19 protein-coding genes are annotated in these 19764 nt (G+C 49.8%); 10 read left to right on the top strand and 9 right to left on the bottom strand.

The genetic code is table 11. The features are described 5' to 3' along the window. Positions 1-545 precede the first annotated feature (545 nt). The 9 genes from hrcA (at position 546) to OSQ85_RS01230 (ending at position 10597) form a co-directional block, all read left to right on the top strand. Positions 546-1598: a heat-inducible transcriptional repressor HrcA gene (gene hrcA / locus OSQ85_RS01270; protein WP_265820831.1), complete on the top strand. Its 1053-nt coding sequence runs from the start codon at positions 546-548 to the stop codon at positions 1596-1598. A 25-nt stretch (positions 1599-1623) separates the two neighbouring features. Next, a complete protein-coding gene (gene grpE, locus OSQ85_RS01265) occupies positions 1624-2166 on the top strand; it encodes a nucleotide exchange factor GrpE (protein WP_265820830.1) in 543 nt (180 codons plus the stop codon). Between the two features lie 95 nt (positions 2167-2261). After that, positions 2262-4184 carry a molecular chaperone DnaK gene (gene dnaK, locus OSQ85_RS01260; RefSeq protein ID WP_265820829.1) on the top strand — a complete coding sequence of 641 codons (1923 nt, stop codon included), beginning with the start codon at positions 2262-2264 and terminating at the stop codon, positions 4182-4184. Positions 4185-4264: 80 nt separating this feature from the next. Further along, the gene (gene dnaJ, locus OSQ85_RS01255; RefSeq protein WP_265820828.1) at positions 4265-5386 is read left to right on the top strand and encodes a molecular chaperone DnaJ; all 1122 of its coding nucleotides are present in this window, start codon (positions 4265-4267) and stop codon (positions 5384-5386) included. Between the two features lie 180 nt (positions 5387-5566). After that, positions 5567-6955, top strand: a complete 1389-nt coding sequence (argH, locus tag OSQ85_RS01250) for an argininosuccinate lyase (protein WP_407649291.1) — start codon at positions 5567-5569, stop codon at positions 6953-6955. Next, positions 6942-7829 carry a hypothetical protein gene (locus OSQ85_RS01245; RefSeq protein ID WP_265820826.1) on the top strand — a complete coding sequence of 296 codons (888 nt, stop codon included), beginning with the start codon at positions 6942-6944 and terminating at the stop codon, positions 7827-7829. The genes argH and OSQ85_RS01245 overlap by 14 nt, the downstream gene beginning before the upstream one ends. A 399-nt stretch (positions 7830-8228) precedes the next feature. Further along, entirely contained in the window at positions 8229-8948 is a 720-nt protein-coding gene (locus tag OSQ85_RS01240) for a tetratricopeptide repeat protein (RefSeq protein ID WP_265820825.1), read from the top strand. Between the two features lie 3 nt (positions 8949-8951). Beyond that, positions 8952-9731, top strand: coding sequence for a GTP cyclohydrolase FolE2 (gene folE2 / locus OSQ85_RS01235; protein ID WP_265820824.1), 780 nt, complete (start codon positions 8952-8954; stop codon positions 9729-9731). A 32-nt stretch (positions 9732-9763) separates the two neighbouring features. Continuing rightward, positions 9764-10597, top strand: coding sequence for an ankyrin repeat domain-containing protein (locus OSQ85_RS01230; protein ID WP_265820823.1), 834 nt, complete (start codon positions 9764-9766; stop codon positions 10595-10597). A 1-nt stretch (position 10598) separates the two neighbouring features. Here OSQ85_RS01230 and OSQ85_RS01225 read toward each other — a convergent pair whose 3' ends face one another. From OSQ85_RS01225 to OSQ85_RS01185, 9 genes are all read right to left on the bottom strand, one after another. Continuing rightward, positions 10599-11108 carry a DUF456 domain-containing protein gene (locus tag OSQ85_RS01225; protein ID WP_265820822.1) on the bottom strand — a complete coding sequence of 170 codons (510 nt, stop codon included), beginning with the start codon at positions 11106-11108 and terminating at the stop codon, positions 10599-10601. Then, entirely contained in the window at positions 11105-11869 is a 765-nt protein-coding gene (locus OSQ85_RS01220; protein ID WP_265820821.1) for an MBL fold metallo-hydrolase, read from the bottom strand. The genes OSQ85_RS01225 and OSQ85_RS01220 overlap by 4 nt, the downstream gene beginning before the upstream one ends. After that, positions 11869-12444: a hypothetical protein gene (locus OSQ85_RS01215; RefSeq protein ID WP_265820820.1), complete on the bottom strand. Its 576-nt coding sequence runs from the start codon at positions 12442-12444 to the stop codon at positions 11869-11871. The genes OSQ85_RS01220 and OSQ85_RS01215 overlap by 1 nt, the downstream gene beginning before the upstream one ends. Continuing rightward, on the bottom strand, positions 12444-14993 hold the full coding sequence (gene mutS / locus OSQ85_RS01210; RefSeq protein WP_265820819.1) for a DNA mismatch repair protein MutS: 2550 nt from the start codon (positions 14991-14993) through the stop codon (positions 12444-12446). Before mutS ends, OSQ85_RS01215 begins: the two co-directional genes overlap by 1 nt. 16 nt (positions 14994-15009) lie before the next feature. After that, on the bottom strand, positions 15010-16038 hold the full coding sequence (locus OSQ85_RS01205) for a tetratricopeptide repeat protein (protein WP_265820818.1): 1029 nt from the start codon (positions 16036-16038) through the stop codon (positions 15010-15012). After that, positions 16038-16349: a LapA family protein gene (locus OSQ85_RS01200; protein WP_265820817.1), complete on the bottom strand. Its 312-nt coding sequence runs from the start codon at positions 16347-16349 to the stop codon at positions 16038-16040. Before OSQ85_RS01200 ends, OSQ85_RS01205 begins: the two co-directional genes overlap by 1 nt. Next, positions 16346-16828, bottom strand: a complete 483-nt coding sequence (locus tag OSQ85_RS01195; protein WP_407649289.1) for an HIT family protein — start codon at positions 16826-16828, stop codon at positions 16346-16348. The genes OSQ85_RS01200 and OSQ85_RS01195 overlap by 4 nt, the downstream gene beginning before the upstream one ends. A 24-nt stretch (positions 16829-16852) precedes the next feature. Further along, positions 16853-17593, bottom strand: a complete 741-nt coding sequence (locus OSQ85_RS01190) for an SIR2 family NAD-dependent protein deacylase (RefSeq protein ID WP_265820815.1) — start codon at positions 17591-17593, stop codon at positions 16853-16855. A gap of 62 nt (positions 17594-17655) precedes the next feature. Next, positions 17656-19167 (bottom strand): sensor histidine kinase, encoded by a 1512-nt coding sequence (locus OSQ85_RS01185; RefSeq protein WP_265820814.1) that lies wholly within the window; start codon positions 19165-19167, stop codon positions 17656-17658. A 98-nt stretch (positions 19168-19265) separates the two neighbouring features. Between OSQ85_RS01185 and nikR the strand changes: the two genes are divergently transcribed. After that, a complete protein-coding gene (nikR, locus tag OSQ85_RS01180) occupies positions 19266-19670 on the top strand; it encodes a nickel-responsive transcriptional regulator NikR (RefSeq protein WP_265820813.1) in 405 nt (134 codons plus the stop codon). Positions 19671-19764 lie beyond the last annotated feature (94 nt).

Here is a 19764-nt window from a genome sequence, read left to right as displayed (position 1 = left end):
GCACACGCTCGCGGCTTGCGAAGCAAGCCTTCGCTACACACGGTGCGCTCCCATCCTTGGGAGCGTTTTTGTTTGTTGATAAAGTTCTTTTAAAAACAAAAAAGCATATATTTGCATAAATCCTTCCCAGCCCTCCTTTGTAAAAGGAGGGTGTTTTGCTATTAACTGCAATAACTTCCCCCTTTGGCAAAGGGGGACCAGAGGGGGAAGTTACAGATATGAACAAGCGTGTTACTATGTTTGCCATCTGTTCGGTGCTCCCGTCTGTCTTGACAATCCAAAATTTGCCGTCCCTGGGGGCATTTGTGCTTTCAGCGTCACTGCGAGGAGCGTAAGCGACGCGGCAGTCCCATTCATTTCATCTGCCGGAGTCATAACCGCATCAGGCTGATATTCCTTTCCTGCATAATCACAAAACGCCATTTTCATCACAGCTTAAATCCTTTATGCGTATAGCTTAAAAAACCACTTGACAGTGCGGAGCTCAACTCTTATTCTTTATTTAGCACTCTTTAAGGTTGAGTGCTAACAATACTGACAGGATATTGATAAAACAGGTAAAGCTTGAAATGCTGAACGAAAGGGAAGAGTCGGTACTCAGAATTATCGTTGAGGAATACATAAAGACCAGCGAGCCCGTCGGTTCCCGCTATATTTCCAAAAGCGGGCCGCTGCAGCTGAGTGCCGCATCCATACGCAACATAATGAGCGACCTTGAAGAGAAGGGGTATCTCACCCAGCCGCATACTTCCGCCGGGCGAATCCCCTCCGACAACGGTTATCGCTATTACATAGACAAGCTGGTGGTTTTCGGCTCACCGGACAATGACATAATCTCCTCACTTCAGGAAGGCTGCCAAACCACCAGCGTTAACAGCTTCTTACAGCATTTCAGCCGCAAAATGGGCACACTGACCAACGCGGTGGGCTTCGTTGTTGCGCCCAAGCTGAACACAATGCATCTGAAACACATAGAATTTTTACAGTTTAACGCATACACGGTTCTGGCGGTGATTGTCACCAAATCCGGCATTGTGCATAACCTCATGCTGGAAATGGAAAAGCCGGTGGAGAAAAACGACCTCACAAGGGTGAGCAACTACCTGAACCAGCACTTCGGCGATAAATCGCTGGGCGAGATAAAGACACACATTCTCAGCGAGATGCAGGACAGAAAGGAGCACCTCGACAAGCTTTTTGAAAGGGCGTACACCCTCGGCGAGAGGGTTTTTTCCGTTGAGAACTTCGGGCATGAGATATATCTGGAAGGGACTTCAAACGTTCTGGACATGCCGGAGTTCAGGGATGTCCAGAAAATAAAAGAGATATACAGAATGTTTGAGGAAAAGCACTTCATCAGCGAAATACTGGACAAGTGCATGACTGAGAGCGGAGTGCAGATCTTCGTGGGCTCAGAAATAGGCAAGGAGGAGATAAACGAACTCGGACTTGTCTCCAAAACCTATTCCAGAGGCGGCAAAGTGGTGGGCAGCCTCGGCATAATCGGCCCGAAAAGAATGAGCTATCCGAAGGTTGTCTCCATTGTGGACTGCACATCCGAGATAATAACCAAAATGCTCAACAGGCTCTCTGAATAAGTAATAAACGACAATGAGGATATAGATGAATTCGGACGAGAAAAAAACTTTGGATGAACAGGCGGCGGAAAACTGTGCTGCGGAGGAACCTGCGGCGGAGAAGAGCGAGCTTGAGCTTCTGAAGGAAGAGAACGAAACTCTCAGAAAACAGGCAGAGGAAGCGAAAGGGGATGCCCTCAGAGCAATTGCGGATGCCGATAACTTCCGCAAGCGCATGGCGAAAGAGGCGGAGGACAGAATAAAATTCGCGGGCACGAAAATACTGGAAAGCCTGCTCCCCGTGCTGGACAACCTCGAAATGGCTCTTATGCACGCTGAGGGGGACAACCCTCTGAAACAGGGTGTGGAACTCACTTTGAAACAGATGCTTGAGACTCTGAGCAAAAACGGGCTTGAAAAGATAGCGCTGGAAACCGGAGCAGAGTTTGATCCCGCATTCCACGAGGCGCTCATGCTGGATAATACGGATGAATACGGAAACAACTGCGTTACCATGATTCTCCAGAATGGCTACACCCTCAACGGCAGAGTGATACGCCCCGTTAAGGTAAAGGTAAATAAGAAGTAGACCATTTTGCACACCAACCGGAATCTGACAGGATGTCCGGATTCCGGTGATAAGGACGCATTAAAAAAGTAAAAGATATATCAGGAGGCATTTATATGAGCAAAGTAATCGGTATAGACCTCGGCACGACAAACTCGGTCGTGGCCATAATGGAAGGCGGTCAGCCGAAAGTTATCGCAAATGCGGAGGGCATGAACACAACTCCCTCTGTTGTTGCATTCACAGATTCAGACAGGCTTGTGGGTCTGCTTGCGAAAAGACAGGCGATCACAAACCCCGAAAACACGGTTTTCAGCATTAAAAGGCTTATCGGACGCAAGGTTGACGCTCCTCAGGTTGCAAAGGCGAAAACAGTTCTCCCTTACAGCATTGTCCCTTCTGACAATGGTGATGCGTGGGTTCAGGTTAAGGATAAAAAATTCGCTCCGCCCGAAATCTCCGCTATGATACTCCAGAAGCTTAAGAAAACAGCAGAGGACTACCTCGGCGAAACCGTAACGGATGCTGTTGTAACTGTTCCTGCCTACTTTAACGATGCTCAGCGTCAGGCGACAAAGGATGCGGGCAAAATTGCGGGGCTTAACGTTCTCCGTATAATAAACGAACCCACAGCGGCGGCTCTCGCTTACGGTCTGGATAAGAAACACGATGAAAAAATCGCGGTCTATGACCTCGGCGGCGGTACTTTCGATGTGTCTATCCTTGAACTCGGTGACGGCGTTTTCGAAGTTAAATCAACCAACGGTGATACATTCCTCGGCGGTGACGACTTTGACATGCGCATAGTGGAATTCCTCATCGACCAGTTCAAAAAAGAAAACGGAATCGACCTCAGAAACGATAAAATGGCGCTCCAGAGGCTTAAAGAAGCCGCTGAAAAAGCCAAGCATGAGCTTTCAAGCTCAACAGAAACGGAGATCAACCTTCCGTTCATCACCGCAGACCAGACAGGCCCCAAGCACCTTGTGGTGAAAATGAACAGAAGCAAGCTGGAATCCCTCGTTATGGATCTGGTTGATAACTCCCTTGAGCCCTGCCGCAAAGCCCTTGCGGATGCCGGTCTCAAAGCATCTGACATTGACGAGGTTATCCTTGTCGGCGGTATGACGAGAATGCCCCTTGTTCAGCAGAAGGTTAAAGCCTTCTTCGGCAAAGAGCCCCACAAAGGCATCAACCCCGATGAGGTGGTTGCTGTCGGTGCGGCTATTCAGGGTGCGGTTCTCAAAGGCGATGTGAAGGATGTTCTTCTTCTTGACGTAACACCCCTTTCACTCGGCATTGAAACCCTCGGCGGCGTGATGACAAAAATCATCCCCAGAAACACCACAATCCCCACAAGGAAAAGTCAGGTGTTCACAACGGCGGCGGATAACCAGACCTCAGTTACCATCAGCGTCTTCCAGGGTGAGCGTGAAATGGCTGCGGACAACAAATCCATCGGGCGTTTCGACCTTGTGGGTCTTCCTTCCGCTCCCAGAGGGCTCCCTCAGATCGAGGTTACATTCGACCTTGACGCAAACGGTATACTGAACGTTGCCGCTAAGGATCAGGGAACAGGCAAGGAACAGTCCATCAGGATAACACCCAGCAGCGGTCTTTCCGATGAAGAAGTTGACCGCATGGTTAAGGATGCTGAACTCAACGCTGATGCTGATAAGAAGAAAAAAGAGCTCGTGGAAATCCGCAATCAGGCTGACACTCTTATCTACAGCACAGAAAAATCCCTCGCCGACCACGGGGATAAGCTTGACGAAGCAACCAAAAACAACATAGAATCCGCCAAGGAAGAGCTTAAAGCAGTTCAGGGCGGTGAAGATGTTGAGGCCATAAAAGCCGCTGTGGAAAAACTCACCGAAGCTTCTCACAAGCTCGCGGAAGTTATCTACAACGCTGCCCAGCAGCAGAATGCACAGGGTGACGCAGGCGCACACCAGCACGCAGAAGAGCCCTCAGCATCCGCAAAAGATGAAAACGTAGTCGATGCGGACTTCGAAGAAGTAAAAGACGATAAGAAATAACATAACTTATAAGAAGGGAGCCGTAAAAGGCTCCCTTTAACTTCCTTCCTAAATAACAGCCTTTTTACGGGGATAAGTCATTGAGCAGAGATTATTATGAGATCCTTGGCGTAAATAAGAACGCCTCGGAAGCAGAAATCAAAAAAGCCTACCGCAAACTGGCGATGGATTACCATCCCGACCGCAATCCCGGCAACAAGGAAGCCGAAGAAAAATTCAGAGAACTCTCAGAAGCATACGAAGTACTGAGCGATCCGCAGAAGAGAGCGCAGTTTGACCAGTACGGCCGTGTTTTCGACAACAACGGATTCTCCGGAGGTTCCGGCGGGTTCAGCGGCGCAGGAGCGGAAACCATTTTCGAGGAGTTCTTCGGCGATGTATTCGGCGACTTTTTCGGCTCCGCAGGACGCTCACGGAAGAAAAGCCGCCCCACCAGAGGGGGGGACATCAAACTCCGCCATGAAATAGAATTTGAACAGGCCGTTTTCGGCTGTGATATAGAAGTAAGCGTACCCCGTATTGTGGAATGCACCAAATGCGGCGGAACAGGCGCGGAGGACGGCGGCATAGAGACATGCGCCACATGCCGCGGAACAGGCGTTATCCAGAACAGGCAGGGGCTTTTCGCCATAACCACCACATGCTCATCATGCGGCGGAACAGGCAAGGTCATTAAAAATGTCTGCAAGGAATGCAAAGGCGAAGGCGCAAAGCGCATCCATAAAAAACTCAGCGTAAAAGTTCCCGCAGGAATCGAAGACGGCATGACAATCAGAATCAGCGGCGAAGGCAACCACGGACGTAACGGCGGCCCGGCGGGCGACCTTTATATTGCGGTAACTGTCAGGGAGCATAAATTCTTCCGCCGTGACGGACGGGACATCTATCTGGAACTTCCCTTATCCGCCGTGGATGCAATGCTGGGTAAAACCATCGAAATTCCCACACTGGAAGGCAAAGACGAAATAAAAATCAAGCCCGGCTCCCAGCCCGGAGATGTCATAACCCTCAAAGGAAAAGGCATCGCCGATGTTCAGGGCTACGGCGTGGGGAACCAGTACATAGAACTCAAGGTTATCATCCCCACCAAACTCACTAAAAAACAGAAAGACTTGCTGGCAAAATTCGAGGCGGATTCCAACGAAGACACCTACAAAACCGACAGATCCCTGTTTGATAAAATAAAGGATTTTTTCGGGTAAAAATTTGGTTTTTTGGGAAGAGTTTGAGAAACCGTTTTTTCCCATAAAAAAAGGGTTTCTCATGAGTTTTTTATCATAAAGTAAGAGTATTATAGCTTTACGGGGAAACTTTTTATAAAAAGCTTTCCCCACACCCCTTCAAAAATTTTAAACTGCTTCGCAAAGATTCAGCAGTGAGGTATTTATATGTCCAAACTCAGTGCGGCAAGGCTCAAGGTAAAGAATGACAGTCTGGTGGATGAGTTCAACGCATCTATTCATTTCGACAAGCGTTTGTATCGTCATGACATAAAGGGTAGCATAGCTCATGCTGAGATGCTTGCTTCATGCGGTATACTCACTGCGGAAGAGGCTGGGGCGATTAAGGGCGGTCTTCTTACTGTTCTTGGAGAGATAGAGTCCGGCGGTTTTGTTTTCCGTACTGAGGATGAGGACATCCACATGGCGGTTGAAAAGCGCATGACGGAGATAGTGGGCAGTGTGGGCGGAAAGCTTCATACAGCGCGCAGCAGGAACGATCAGGTTGCTGTGGATGTGCGCATGTATCTCCGAGAGGAGATTGAGGTTATTGCGGGCTACATGGCGGAGCTTGTGAAGACGCTGACAGATAAGGCGGAGAAGCATCTGGGCGTGCTTATGCCCGGTTACACTCATTTGCAGACGGCTCAGCCTGTGCTTGTTTCCCACTGGCTTATGGCGTATGTGCAGATGTTCCGCAGGGATCACGGCAGGCTGGCGGACTGTGCGGAGAGGATGAATTTTTCCCCGCTGGGTTCAGGAGCCCTTGCCGGAACGACATTTGCGATAAACCGTGACATGACAGCGGCGAGCCTTGGGTTTACCGCACCGACAGAGAACAGCCTTGATTCGGTGAGCGACCGTGATTTTGCTCTGGAGTTTCTTTCTGCTGCGGCCATATGCCAGATGCACCTTTCAAGATTCTCAGAAGAACTGATAATTTTCTCCACATCGGAGTTTGCGTTCATAGATTTAAGTGACGACTTCTGCACGGGCAGCAGCATAATGCCTCAGAAGAAAAACCCGGATATGCCTGAGCTGATCAGGGGTAAGACCGGGCGTATGTACGGCAACCTTTTGAGCCTGCTCACCACGATGAAGGGTCTGCCCCTTGCATATAACAAAGATATGCAGGAGGATAAGGAGCCGCTTTTCGACTCGGTGGACACGCTTAAGGCTTCACTGCGCATATTCATCCCCATGATAGAGAAGATGGGCATAAATGCGGAAAAGATGACAAAGGCTGCGAAGCTGGGCTTCTCCACCGCCACTGATCTGGCTGATTACCTTGTGCGCAAGGGGATGCCTTTCAGGGAGGCGCACCATGTGGTGGGTTCCGCTGTGGCTTTTGCACTGGATAAGAGGGCTGACATAAGCGAACTGACGCTGGCGGAGCTTAAATCCTTTTCCGAAAAGATAGATGATGATATATATTCGTACATCACCCCTGAAGCGTCCGTAAGCAGCAGAAAGGCAAAGGGCGGCACTGCCGGGGAATCCGTAAAGGCGCAGATAGAAAGCGCGAGGAAGTTTCTGGATGAGGTTTTATAAGTATATCCTGACACTTATTGCTGTTCTGGCTCTGTTTACAGGCTGCGGCAAGAAGACCGACCCTGTTGTGCTCACGGAGGCTGTTCCGGCTCCGGGTGAAAATCTGCGTATTTTCAACAATGACGAGGGCGTGGTTATCCGTAATGCGGACAAGCGTTTTGCCGTTAAGGTGCAGAGGGCTGTTTTTGATCCTGCCTGCGGCTGTCTGACGGATTATGCGGATATAACTGAGATTCCGCCGTCCACGGCTTTTGTGGATGATAATGTGACTGCGGATGTGCGTTATGTTTACAGCATTGTGGCTCTGCATCCGGTTTACAATAACAGATCCCAGCCTGTGAAAAAGGCTGTTATATATGCCAAGCCGGTTAAAATAACCGATGTGCAGATAAAGGAACTCGCAGGCGACAGGTTCGCCTTCCTCCTTAAGGCGGACAGACCTTATGAGCGCTTTGAGGTGTTTATTGACGGCGGGCTTGAACTCCGCACCTCAAGGGAAAGCTTCGAGGTGAACATGGAGGGGAAGGAGAACCGCACTGTTACCATGTATCCCTTTGACAAATACGGCAACGCAGGTGAGGAGAAGATTGTCCGCCTCGCTGTGAAGCAGGTTGTGCCCAGAGCGCCCTTCGGTTTCAGAAATGTTTACGGAAACGGAACGCTTACCCTCTCGTGGGGTGAGCCTGAAGGAGCCTGGCTGTATAATGTTTATATAATGAAGGGCGGCACTTACTCTTTCCTTGCTAAGGTTGATGTGCCTTTCTTTATGTATTCTGTGGGGCAGAACACCGCAGATTGCCTTAAGTTTGCTGTTTCATCAGCAACAGACGGCAATGAATCCGACAGAACGGAGTACGAGGCTTGCTGGCCTTGATTTAATAATCCTGAATTTCCCTCCATGGAAATTCAGGATACACGCTCGCGGCAGGATAAACCTGCCTTCGCTCCGCACGGCGGAACTCCCTCCGTGGAGTTTGATGAGATTGCTTCACTTCGTTCGCAATGACAGTCAACAGTGTCACTGCGAGGAGCAAAGCGACGCGGCAGTCTCATTGCACAATCCTGAATTTTCCTTCCATGGAAATTCAGGATACACGCTCGCGGCTTGCGGAGATTAAAGGGGCAGAGCTGTTCTAACCTTACAGCGTTGTTTTTCCTGCTTGAAAAACGGACATGCGCTATATATAATTTGTGACTTTTCCCTGCTCTTTCGGTAAAAGCAGGTTGTTTTGGAAAAAGTAAAAAAAGATTTCTCATACAGGTCGGTGTTTTTATGTTTACTATTCTTATTTCTGTCAGTGCATCAGCCCTTCTTGCCGTAGGGATGTATTTCCTCACCTACAATATCTGGTGGTCGCTTACTGTGGCTGTGGTCGGAATTATTGCGGTCAACTTCTTTACGGGGAGATATTTTCTCAATAAGCTCAAGGAGCTTTTCGGTAATGTGGAAAAGGATCTCCGCGCCGGAAGATATGAGAAGGCTATCGAGCGCCTGAAAGAAGGGTACAAGTATTCCAACTGGCAGTTCTTCGTGAAAGAGCAGATCAACGCCCAGATAGGAATAATCCTTTACTCCACCAAGAGGCTTGATGAGGCTCTCTCTTATCTTGAGAAGGGCTTTGATAAAAACTGGCTCTCCATGAGCATGCTTGCCGCTTCGCAGTACAGGGCTAAGGAAACCGAAAAGGCGCTTAAAACTCTTGAAGCTGCTGTAAAAGGAGCACCGAAAGAGGGGTTTGTGTACAGCTTCTACGCATGGATGCTCAGCGGAAACGGCAACGACTCAAAAGCAATTGAAGTGCTGAACAAGGGTGTTAAGAAATGCCCTATGGATGAGAAGCTTGAGGCTAACATGGAGGCTATGAAGAACGGCAAGAAGATAAAAATGGAGAGATACGGCAACGTATGGCTTCAGCTTCAGCTTACCAAGGTTCCCGAAGGAGCCAAGCCTTACCAGCAGTTCATCGCCAACCAGCGCATTAAGAGAAGGTAATAATTGAGAGACATTCAGAACGAAAAAGATGCCCGCAATATCAGCATTGATAAGGTGGGTATCAAAGGGATAGTTTATCCCGTTATTCTTGATGATAAAAAGAAGGGGCGTCAGCACACCAACGCCTCTATAAGCATGTATGTTCAGCTTCCGCAGGACTTTAAGGGAACCCACATGTCCCGCTTTGTGGAAATTCTCAATGACCACAGAGAGAATATGGGTATATCCACTGTCTGGACAATACTGGAGGAGATGAAGCAGCGCCTCGGCTCAAGCGAATCTCACATCGAGCTTTTCTTCAAATATTTCATAGAGAAGGAGGCTCCGGTATCGGGGCTTACCTCCATGATGGACTACACCTGCGAATACAACGCCACACTCACAGATACGGAGCGGGATTTTGTTCTCTGCGTTAAGGTTCCGGTGATGACCCTCTGCCCTTGCTCCAAGGAGATAAGCGAGTTCGGGGCGCACAATCAGCGCAGCATAATAACTATCAAGGTGCGTTTTAAGAAAATGCTCTGGATAGAGGAGCTTGTGGAGATAGCGGAATCATCCGCATCATCCCCGGTTTATCCGCTGCTTAAGCGTGAGGACGAGAAGTACGTTACGGAACATTCCTACATGAACCCGGCGTTTGTTGAGGATGTGGTGCGCAACGCCGCAGAAAAGCTCATGGCGGAAAGCAGAGTGACATGGTTTGAGGTCTCCAGCGAAAACTACGAGAGCATACATAACCACAGCGCTTATGCCGTTATAGTGCGTGACAAGCGCACCATGTAGACAATTTCCTCATAAACAGCTATAGTTAATCCATGAAGCTTTTTTTACGGATTCTTCTCGGTCTTGCCATTATAATTACCGCTCTTCTTTTTGCGGATTCCATGAGGGAGCAGCCGCTGATGGGGCAGTTTCTGAGCGAATACATTGTACCGCTCAAAAACAGGCTGACAGTGTTCGGCTCCGCGGAGGAGGACAACTCAACACCGCAGGGAGAGAACCTTGCTTATCCTTCCTCTGAAAATTTCACATCCTTCCCCGAAGATGAACCAGTAATACAGTCTGAGCCCGGCGGGAGAGAATCACCGCTGACAGAAGCACTCCGCAGGGGGGATCTCGGCGAGGTGAGCAGGCTTGTTCAGAGCGGTGAAAATATCAACAGCACAGACATCCTCGGCAATACCCCTCTTGTTTATGCCATAACAGGGGGCAATGTGCGGGCGGCGGAGCTGATGCTTATTCACGGTGCGGACCCCGACATAAAAGACTATGAAGGCAGAACGCCGACTCACAAGGCAGCCAGAAGAAACAGGGAGCAGATAATACGCCTGCTCATAGAAAGGGGAGCTGATGTGAACGCGGCGGACAACGAAGGCGTAACTCCGCTTATGCTCGCTGTGAGATACGGTTTTCACGGAGTAATAATCGACCTGATTAAGGGCGGCGCTGATGTGAATGCAGCGGACGGAAACGGCTTTACACCGCTTATGTATGCCGCGCAGTACGGAAATATTGACGGTGCTGCTGCGCTGATCGCCTCCTCGTCAGATACTATGAAGGCGGATGCTTACGGGCGGTCAGCCCTTGATCTGGCAAAGGAATACGGGCACGAAAACATAGCAAACCTGCTTGTTAGGAACATGCAGTAGGCTAAAAACCTGCGGTCAGCCCTTTCCATGTCTCAAACACTGCGATAAATCCCAGCACTACCTTCATCCCTGTTCCTATAAACCTGCCGGTGAAAGTGGCTATGCCCCGTTTAAGCGCTGTTTTGTGGTCGGAGAATTTGAAATATTCGTACAGATAAGTTCCGAGAAATGCGCCGAGGAAGGTTCCGGGAACAGCGCCTACGCCCAGCAGAATGCCCGCACCGAACAGCCCGCCGATGAGTGAGCCTATGACAGAGGCGAAGAAGCTCATGTTGGACACGCCGTATTTTTTCCCCACGAAGTATGATGCGGCAAGCTCAACAGCCTCGCCTGCGGCCACAAGCAGAAGAACGGAGTAAAACACATTCCAGTCCATATGCCCGGATAATGCCCAGAAGAGGGGGATGAAGAGCGCTGCGATATTCCCCGGCAGCCCAAGGAGATTAAGAAGTACAAAGACTGTCTGCACCCCGGCAGAAGCGAGGGCTAAAAGCTCATACTCAGGGCTCACAGCACTATTTTCCTGATGACGGTCTCCCTCGGCAGATACATAGCCTCAACGCAGAAGTTTTCCCGGCAGAAGGCGGAGTATTTATCAAGAAGCTCATATGAGTTGTTTTCATGGCTCACATGGGCGAAAATCACCTTTTTCAGCCTGTTCCGGCTGAGGTGTCCCACGGTATTCAGCGCATCCTTGTTGGAGAGATGCCCCTTGTGGGAGATTATGCGCCGTTTAAGGTATTCAGGGTATGACCCCTCCGCCAGGAGCCTTTCCTCATAGTTTGATTCCAGTATGACCGATTCCGCCTCACCAAGATGTTCCAGAATATATGTTCCCGCAACGCCGAGGTCGGTTGCCATGGCGATCTTTTTGCTGCCGAAGTCAAAGCGGAAGGCGAACGGCTCGTGCCCGTCATGGGTGATGGAGAAAGGGGTCACGGAAAAATCCTCAAGCTCATAGAGGAAGTCAGGGTCGATTATCATAAAGCGGCTTACGTCAAACCCCTTTCTTTCAAGTTCGCCCGCTGTCCCCTCACTGGTGTAGACAGTGGGCTTAAGCTTGTTTATGAAGGGTTTCAGCCCTTTTATATGATCGTTATGCTCATGGGTGAGGAAAAGGCTGATGCGTTTGCCGGAGAGCTCTGTCTCACTGAGGGCATCAACAACATTTTTATACGCCGTGCCTGCATCAATGAAAACCAGATTATCCCCGTTCTCTATGCAGCAGCAGTTGCCGGAACTGCCGGAGGCAGCGACATTCAGAACAGGCATCAGATGATCCCCTCATATTTTCTGGTGAACTGGTACGCCTCAAGCATGAATATAGTGATAAGGGCGGGAACAATGAACCACACATGATCACGCCCGGCAAGAACATAGACCCAGAAGAAGGTTACAAGCAGACGGACGGGGAGGCTCCCGGATGGTTTTGCAAGTCCGCGCACTCCGAAAGTGTTCAGCCCGAAGGTCTCTCGCCCTGCGAAAAGCAGGAGATACGCCGCCAGTATAAGCAGGATGATGAAGCCTGTCTGTATATAAATATCCTCACTGGCGAGGAAATACAGCAGAAAAGGGTAGGCGGCAACGAAGAGGAACACGCCCGTTATGATAAGGAGCGGCTTTATCAGCGCAGTTGATAAAAAACGGGTGACAGGGCGGCCGAAGGAGATCTCCTGCTCTACATAACCCCTTGAAAACAGAACAAAAACAGCGGCAAAGACAGTGCTTGTCCCGTCAATGTAGCCGAAGGAGAAAGAGAGAAGGAGCGCCCAGAAGGGCAGGCGTGAGAATATGAAAGCCAATGTGAACAGCGGCTTGCGGGCAAAGTAATAAAGCAGGCTCCGCATTATTTCTCCGATATTTTTTTCAGTCTGGCAAGGGTGTTCAGCGCCTCGACAGGGGTCATATTGTTTATATCCATACTTCTTAATTCGTCCAATGCAGGGCTGTCCTCAAATATAAGCATCTGCTGAACAACTTTTTCCTGCCTTATTTTGCTCTGGGAGAGCTTCGGTGTTCCGTCAGTGCCGAATTCATTCTTCTCAAGCTTTGAGAGAACCTCGTAACCTCTGTCTATCACATAACCGGGGAGTCCCGCAAGCTTGGCGACGTGTATTCCGTAGCTTCTGTCCGCAGTGCCTCTTATGACCCTGCGCATGAAGATGACTTCATCGTTCCATTCCCGCACCTCTGTGGTGAGGTTCACCGCCCCGCGAAGAGAGGAGGGGATGTCCGTAAGCTCATGATAATGCGTGGCAAATAGAGTCTTCGCCTTCACTTTTTCCAATATGTATTCAGCGACTGACCATGCTATGGAGATACCGTCAAAGGTGGATGTACCTCTGCCTATTTCATCAAGTATGATCAGTGATTTGTCAGTGGCGTTGTGGAGAATGTTGGCTGTTTCCGTCATCTCCACCATGAAGGTGGATTCGCCGCCGGCGAGGTTGTCGCTTGCGCCCACACGGGTGAACACCCTGTCCAGAAGGGGGATCTTCGCCTCCGCAGCGGGGACAAAGGAACCCACATGCGCCATCAGCGCCACAAGGGCGGTCATGCGGAGGTATGTGCTTTTGCCCGCCATGTTAGGCCCCGTTATGACTGCCATACGTGAGTCATCAGAATTAAGGTACAGATCATTGGGCACATAATTGTCCGTGATGTTTTTCTCCACAACGGGGTGGCGGCCTTCCCTTATGTCCATCTCTTCAAAACTGCCTATCTGCGGGCGGGTGTACCTGTTTTTTACGGCGGCCTCCGCCAGTGAGGAGAGGCAGTCAATCTCTGAGACGGTTTCCGCAGCGGTGCGTATCATATCACTGTAATTTGCCAGAGTGTCACGCACCTGAGTGAAGAGGGCGTATTCCAGTTCACCCAGACGCTCCTCGGCATAGACCAGCTTGGTTTCAAGCTCCTTAAGCTCAGGAATGGTGAATCGTTCGGCATTGACCAGCGTCTGCTTGCGGTCGTAATATTCCGGCACACGCTCAAGATTGGATTTGGAGATTTCTATATAGTAGCCGAAAACCTTGTTGTATTTCACCTTAAGGGTGCTTATGCCGGTTTTTTTCTTCTCTTCGGTTTCGATGCGCAGAAGGTGGGTGCGGCTGTCTTTGCGGAGAGCCTTGAGCTCGTCCACGTTTTTATCGTACCCTTCGCGGATTATGCCCCCCTCCTTAATGTTCATGGGCGGTTCATCCACTATGGCGGCATCGATTACGCTGTATATCCCTTCAAGGGCGTTAAACTCCTCACCGGTTTCCGTCAGGTGCGGGTTGCCGGATGAAATGAGCATCTCTTTTATCTTCGGGAATGAAACCACGGAGTTTTTCAGCCACACAAGGTCTCTGGGGCTGCACCTGCCTGCGAGGAGGCGGGCGGTGATGCGCTCCATGTCGTACACTGTTGAGAGTGACTCAAACAGGGCATTGCGCAGTTCGCTCTGGGTGGAGAGATACTCCACTATTTCCAGACGGCGGAGAATGCTCTCCTTGCTGCGCAGGGGATAGCGGAGCCAGTTTTTCAGGAGGCGTGCACCCATTGATGTCCGGCAGAAGTTCAGGACTGAAAAAAGGGTGTTCCGCTCGCTTCCGTCCTGAGAGTTTTCCACAAGCTCAAGGGTTTTCACCGCTATGGAGTCAAGATGAAGCCTGTTCTCCGGAGCGAGGGTGACAGGATATTTCAGCTTAACATCAAGCATCAGATTTTTAGTGTATGTGAGCAGGAGGGCAATCGCCTTGAGCCAGCCTTCCCCGTCAATTCCGAGTGATTTTTCGCTGGCTGCGCTGTAGTGTTCCAGCACTCTGCGTCTTGCCGTTTCCGCTCCGAATGATGCGTCTATGACAGAGACAGGGCGGCTGAGGCCTTCCTGCTCCTTATTACTTATCACTTCGGCGGGCTTCCACCTGCCTATGATGTCGTTAATGTCTGATGGGGAGCATTTTTCAAGGAAGATCTGCCCGGTTGATATATCCGCTGCTGCGGCGAATACCTCTGACTTCTCAGCCCAGAGCACGGCAACAAAGTTGTTCGAGGCGGAGTTAAGCCCTTCGTCCTCAAGGATTGTGCCGGGGGTGACCACACGCACAACGCCTCTTTTCACTATCCCTTTGGCGCTTGCCGGATCTTCAAGCTGCTCGCAGATCGCAACATTCTTTCCCGCTTTTATGAGTTTCAGAAGGTAAGGCTGGTAGGAGTGGTAAGGGATTCCGCACATGGGTACGCCGTCACCTCTGCTGGTGAGGGCTATGCCCATTATTTTCGAGGCGGTCTGAGCGTCCTCAAAGAACATTTCATAAAAGTCGCCCATACGGAAAAACAGTATGGTTTCAGGATAGCTGTCCTTTATTTCGCCGTACTGCCTCATCATGGGGGTGGTTTTCTGCGGTGTTTCCAAGGCTTAGTCCTTAAGTTTATAAATAAGTAAGAGTGCCCGCCGAAGCGCATTCGGCGCATATGTCGCTGTAGCTTATGTGCTCTGCCGCGCAGTCAGTGCATCTGTAAGCAGGATGAGTTTTGAAATAAGATATAAATAGCTCATCCTTAAGTATTTCCGCATGTGCAGCGGCAAGCGCGGCGGGGAAGCTGTGCCCGGCGGCGCAGATGGAGATAATGCTTTTTGCCTTGTCCGCCTCGTTTTTTCGGGCGTGATAACGGGCTGCATATATATAGAAAGACACGTTGGCGGAGCCTGAGTTTATCTTTTTCATCACTGAGTTGAACAATGAGCCTATATCGGAGTGCGCATAATGGAACTCCTCAAGGATACTCATGTGTTCAGGGCATTTTGGGAGCTCGTTTTTAATAATCTCCTCGCAGAGTGAAAGCCCTTTGGAGCGTTTCCCCTCAAGGAACAGGAGGTTAGCCTTTTCTGCCTTTGCCTCAAAGAATGACGGATCACAGTTTTCGGCGTTGGTGAGGAGTTTTATGGCGTATGACCTGTCCTCTGCAATGTCCTTGGATGCGGCAAACCAGCATCTGGCGGCTTTTTTGAGGTACACAGGGTTCAGCCCGGCGCATTTTTTGTACAACTCCGCAGCTTCCTTAAGGTGGCCTGATTTCTCAAGGGCGTATGCACGGAAGGGGAGCAGCGGAATATTTTTCTTTTTGGTGAAGAAGAAGCCTGCGTCCACTGTCTCAGTGAGGAGAAGGGCGCTTTTATAGTCCTCAGCGGCTATGGCATCCTTTATGAGCTCACGCACGGCTGTTTCGTGCATCAGCTTTGAGAGATCCTTTTTTTCAAGAATGCTTTTGTGAATCCGCTCCGCTTTGGCATGCTCGCCTTTGTCTCTCAGGAGGCTCCCGGTAACAATGTAGGCATCCGCCGCCTCTACGTCTGAGGAAGCCAGAGCCTTAAGGCTGGCTAAGGCCGCATCAGTGTCACCGTCAGCGAGTTTCAGCAGGGCTTCCGCCCTGAGAGCATGCAGATCAGTACTTTTCATCAGATCCCCTTGGAGGAGTTATCGTTAAACGGCAGGCTGCGGAGTCTTTTTATTTCGTCCTCTCCGGTTTTCACCTTCTTTTTCAGCTTCCTGATTTCGCCTGTGAGCTTTATTCTGTCGAAGAAGTAAAGCATGGAGGAGAGCACAAGGCCGACCACCATTGATGCGATGATTACAAGAAAAAGCGGCATCTTCACCGCCGGGGAGTTGAAAAAGTAGGTGACTTCCACCTGCTGAACATTCATTACCGCAAAAATAACTACCACTGCTATTATGATCAGTTTGATTGTGTTGCTGATTATTTTCATCATTCCGCCTCGCTTCTGAAGCCCTCAAGCAGGTTAGCGTAAGTGACTTCTATATGTTCGGATATTACCTTCATCTCCCCTACAACGGGCATGAAGTTTGTGTCCCCGACCCAGCGGGGAACTATGTGAAAATGCAGGTGCGCATCTATGCCCGCCCCTGCGGCCTTGCCTATGTTGAAGCCTGTGTTGAACCCGGCGGGATTCATGGCTTTTTTCAGCACTCTCATGGCAAGCTGGGAAAGCTGCATTATCTCAAGCATCTCCTCATCATCCAGATCCTGAAAGTCCCCAGTGTGCTTATAGGGGGCTACCATGAGGTGACCGTTGTTGTAAGGGAAAAGGTTCATAATTACAAACGCTTTTTTCCCTCTGTGGAGTATGAGGTTCTCCCTGTCGGCATCTGCCGAGGGTTTTTCGCAGAAGATGCAGCCCTCACTTTTTCCCAGTCCGCTTATGTATGACATGCGCCATGGCGCCCACATTCTTTCTTTCTGTTCTTCAGCCACTTAACAAACCTCCGCAGATTTAAAGACTTCGCCCAGAGAACCGCTGATCACCAGATCCGCCATTGAATCATAGGGTGTGGGCATTCTGTTTATTATAACAACTTTTGCACCAGCCGACTTCGCATATCCGGGAAGCATGGCCGCAGGCATCACAGAGAGGGATGAACCCGCCACTATGAACAGGTCGCAGTTCATGGAATCTTTCACGGCATTGTCCATCACGGCGGGGGGAAGCATCTCTCCGAAGAAGATTACGTTCGGCCGCATAACTCCGCCGCATGCGGGGCATCTGGGCGGGTTTTCCCCTTTGGAGAATATGCGGAAGACTCTGACAGTGGCCATCTCCTCTTCACAGCGCATGCAGCGTGAGGTCATAAGCGAGCCGTGGAGCTCATGCACTTTGTCTGAGCCTGCTTTTTGGTGGAGCCCGTCAATGTTCTGGGTGATTACGCTCAGCATTCTTCCCTCCGCACCGCGCTTTGCGATGAAGGCGTGGGCAGTGTTGGGGAGCGCATTTCTGAAAACATCAAACAAAGGCGCAAAGAATGTATAAAACTTTTCGGGATTAGCGGTGAAGGAATCGATATTGAGGTAGTCTTCGGACGCGAGGTTAGCCCAGAGCCCTTTTCCCGGCGTGCGGTAATCGGGTATTCCGCTTTCCGTGCTTATGCCTGCGCCGGAAAAGAAGACCGTTCTCTCTGACCGGCTTAAAAGGGTTTTGAGCTCAGCTATGCAGTCCATCTGTTTTTATATCAAATATCCTGAACACAGGCAATTATATGTTTTCCCGCGGGTTCAGCTTTTCAGGCTTTCGTATTCTTTTCCAGAGTCTCGGCGCACTCGCACTCCCCAACAACAGGGAAGCGGACGCGGAATATTGTTCCCTGCCCCTGAACTGATTCGAAGGAGATTGTCCCGCCGTAATTCTCTATAAGCTGCTTCACTATTGTGAGGCCGAGGCCTGTTCCGTTGTGCTTGGTGGTGAAATATTCCGTGAAGAGGTGCTGCTTGGCCTCCTGCGGGATCCCTTCACCGTTGTCTATAAAGTCAAACTCAACAAATTCCCCGTCGAGCCGGGCAGTCAGTGTCACCTTTCCGCCTTGTTTGTGCTCAACTGCTTCCACTGCGTTGCGGAGGATGTTGATGAATATCTGCTCTATGTGCACCGGGGTAGCCTTTATGCAGCCGAGGTTTTTGTCTGTTATGGTCTCAAAGGGGACATCAGCCCATTTCAGCAGAGTGCGCTCAACATAAAGGGCAATTCGCTCTATGAAGTCCGCAACGTCTATGCATTCCAGCTTGTCGTTCCCCACGCGGGAGAATTTCAGGGTCTGGTCTATTATGTCCCTTATGCGTTCGGCATCCTTGAGGATTTTGTCGGTGTAGGCCTTGGTTTCCGGATGCTTCATCGTCATAATGTCCGCGTTGATCATTATGGAGTTAAGGGGGTTTTTTATCTCGTGGCTTATGGATGCGGTGAGGGTTCCCATCGTCATCAGCCTGTCGTTGTGGAGCATGTTCTTATGCATGGAGCTTATGGTGCTGAAAGCCTTGCGGAGCGAGTACACCATGTAGTTGAAAAGGATGGACATGCGCCCGAATTCATCATTGGAGGTTATCTGTGTTCTTATGTCGAGGTTGTTGCCCGCAACAGCCTGCATACCGTTTTCCAGTATGCGCACAGGGCGTATGACAAGTATGTATATGAGAAAGAAGAGCACTATGAAAAGCAGAATATCCGCAGTGTAGAGGAAGAGGCGCACCTCAAATACCTCACGGCTGAGAAGCTCTTTAAGGCGTGAGAGGTCTATGTTTATGTTCAGCGTGCCTATCACATCCCCTTCGGAAGGATTATGGCAGGACTGGCATTTCTCCTCATTCATCAGTGGCTTGCTGAATGAGAGATACTTTTTCCCCGCATAGGTGAGCTCAGTGAACCCCTCCTTGCTGTTGTGGTTGTTCTTTATGAGATCAAGATAGTCACTGCTGTAGAATTTGTTGAGATCCTGCAATATGCAGGATATTTGTCCGTTACGGTTGAGGATGTGGATTCCCAGAATGTTGGCATCCTTTTGAAGGTTCAGTATAAGTTCTTTGATCGCTCCTTTGTTCTCCATCATCATATAGTTGTCCAGTGAACTGTCAATAAGGAACGGGATGCTGGTTATATAGTCGCTGGCGATTGTTTTTGCCTTTTTTTCTATATTAGAGGCCAGCATGCTGCTCACCGTGAAGCTCACAAGGGAGAGCAGGGCAAAAAAGAGCAGGGTTATCTTAAACTGTAGTTTGACGTAGGGTTTTTTATGTGATTCCATAGGTGAGAGATTACACCTTTTCACTGTGATTTCCAAGTGCAAAAGCCTTGCAGGCGGGCGCATAAAGCTATAAAATAAAGCAAAAAAAGGATAATCAGATGGCTGAGATAGTTAGGTTCGGAGTTTCCCTTGATAAGGATCTTCTCACAGAGTTCGACCGCAAAATAGCCGAAGAAGGATATGAAACCAGATCAAAGGCCGTGGGTGATCTGCTTAAGGAATATGTGATAGAAAAGGAATTTGCATCCGGCGGCACAGTGGCGGGCGCAGTCACCATTCTGTATGACCACCATAACAGGGATCTTCTCTCTTCCCTCATGGATATTCAGCATGATTATCACGATTCCGTGATCTCCATCCAGCATATCCACCTTGATCATGATAACTGCCTTGAGATTCTGGCGGTAAGAGGCAACAGCGACTCCATCAAGAAGCTGTACACTTCCCTAAAGATCATGAAAGGGATCAAACACACCAGCATCAACATTACCGGAACGAAGTAACAGACATACATCTCTGAGAAAGCGTTGCTTTCCCCGAACCCATTCAGGAACTCACCTATTTAAACATGTTAAAAAATGAAATACAAAAGCCGCC

It is taken from the genome of Geovibrio ferrireducens (assembly GCF_026226615.1).
Lineage (GTDB): Bacteria > Chrysiogenota > Deferribacteres > Deferribacterales > Geovibrionaceae > Geovibrio > Geovibrio ferrireducens.
Note: the sequence above shows the minus strand (reverse complement) of the source record. Positions and strands in the feature narration are given on the sequence as shown.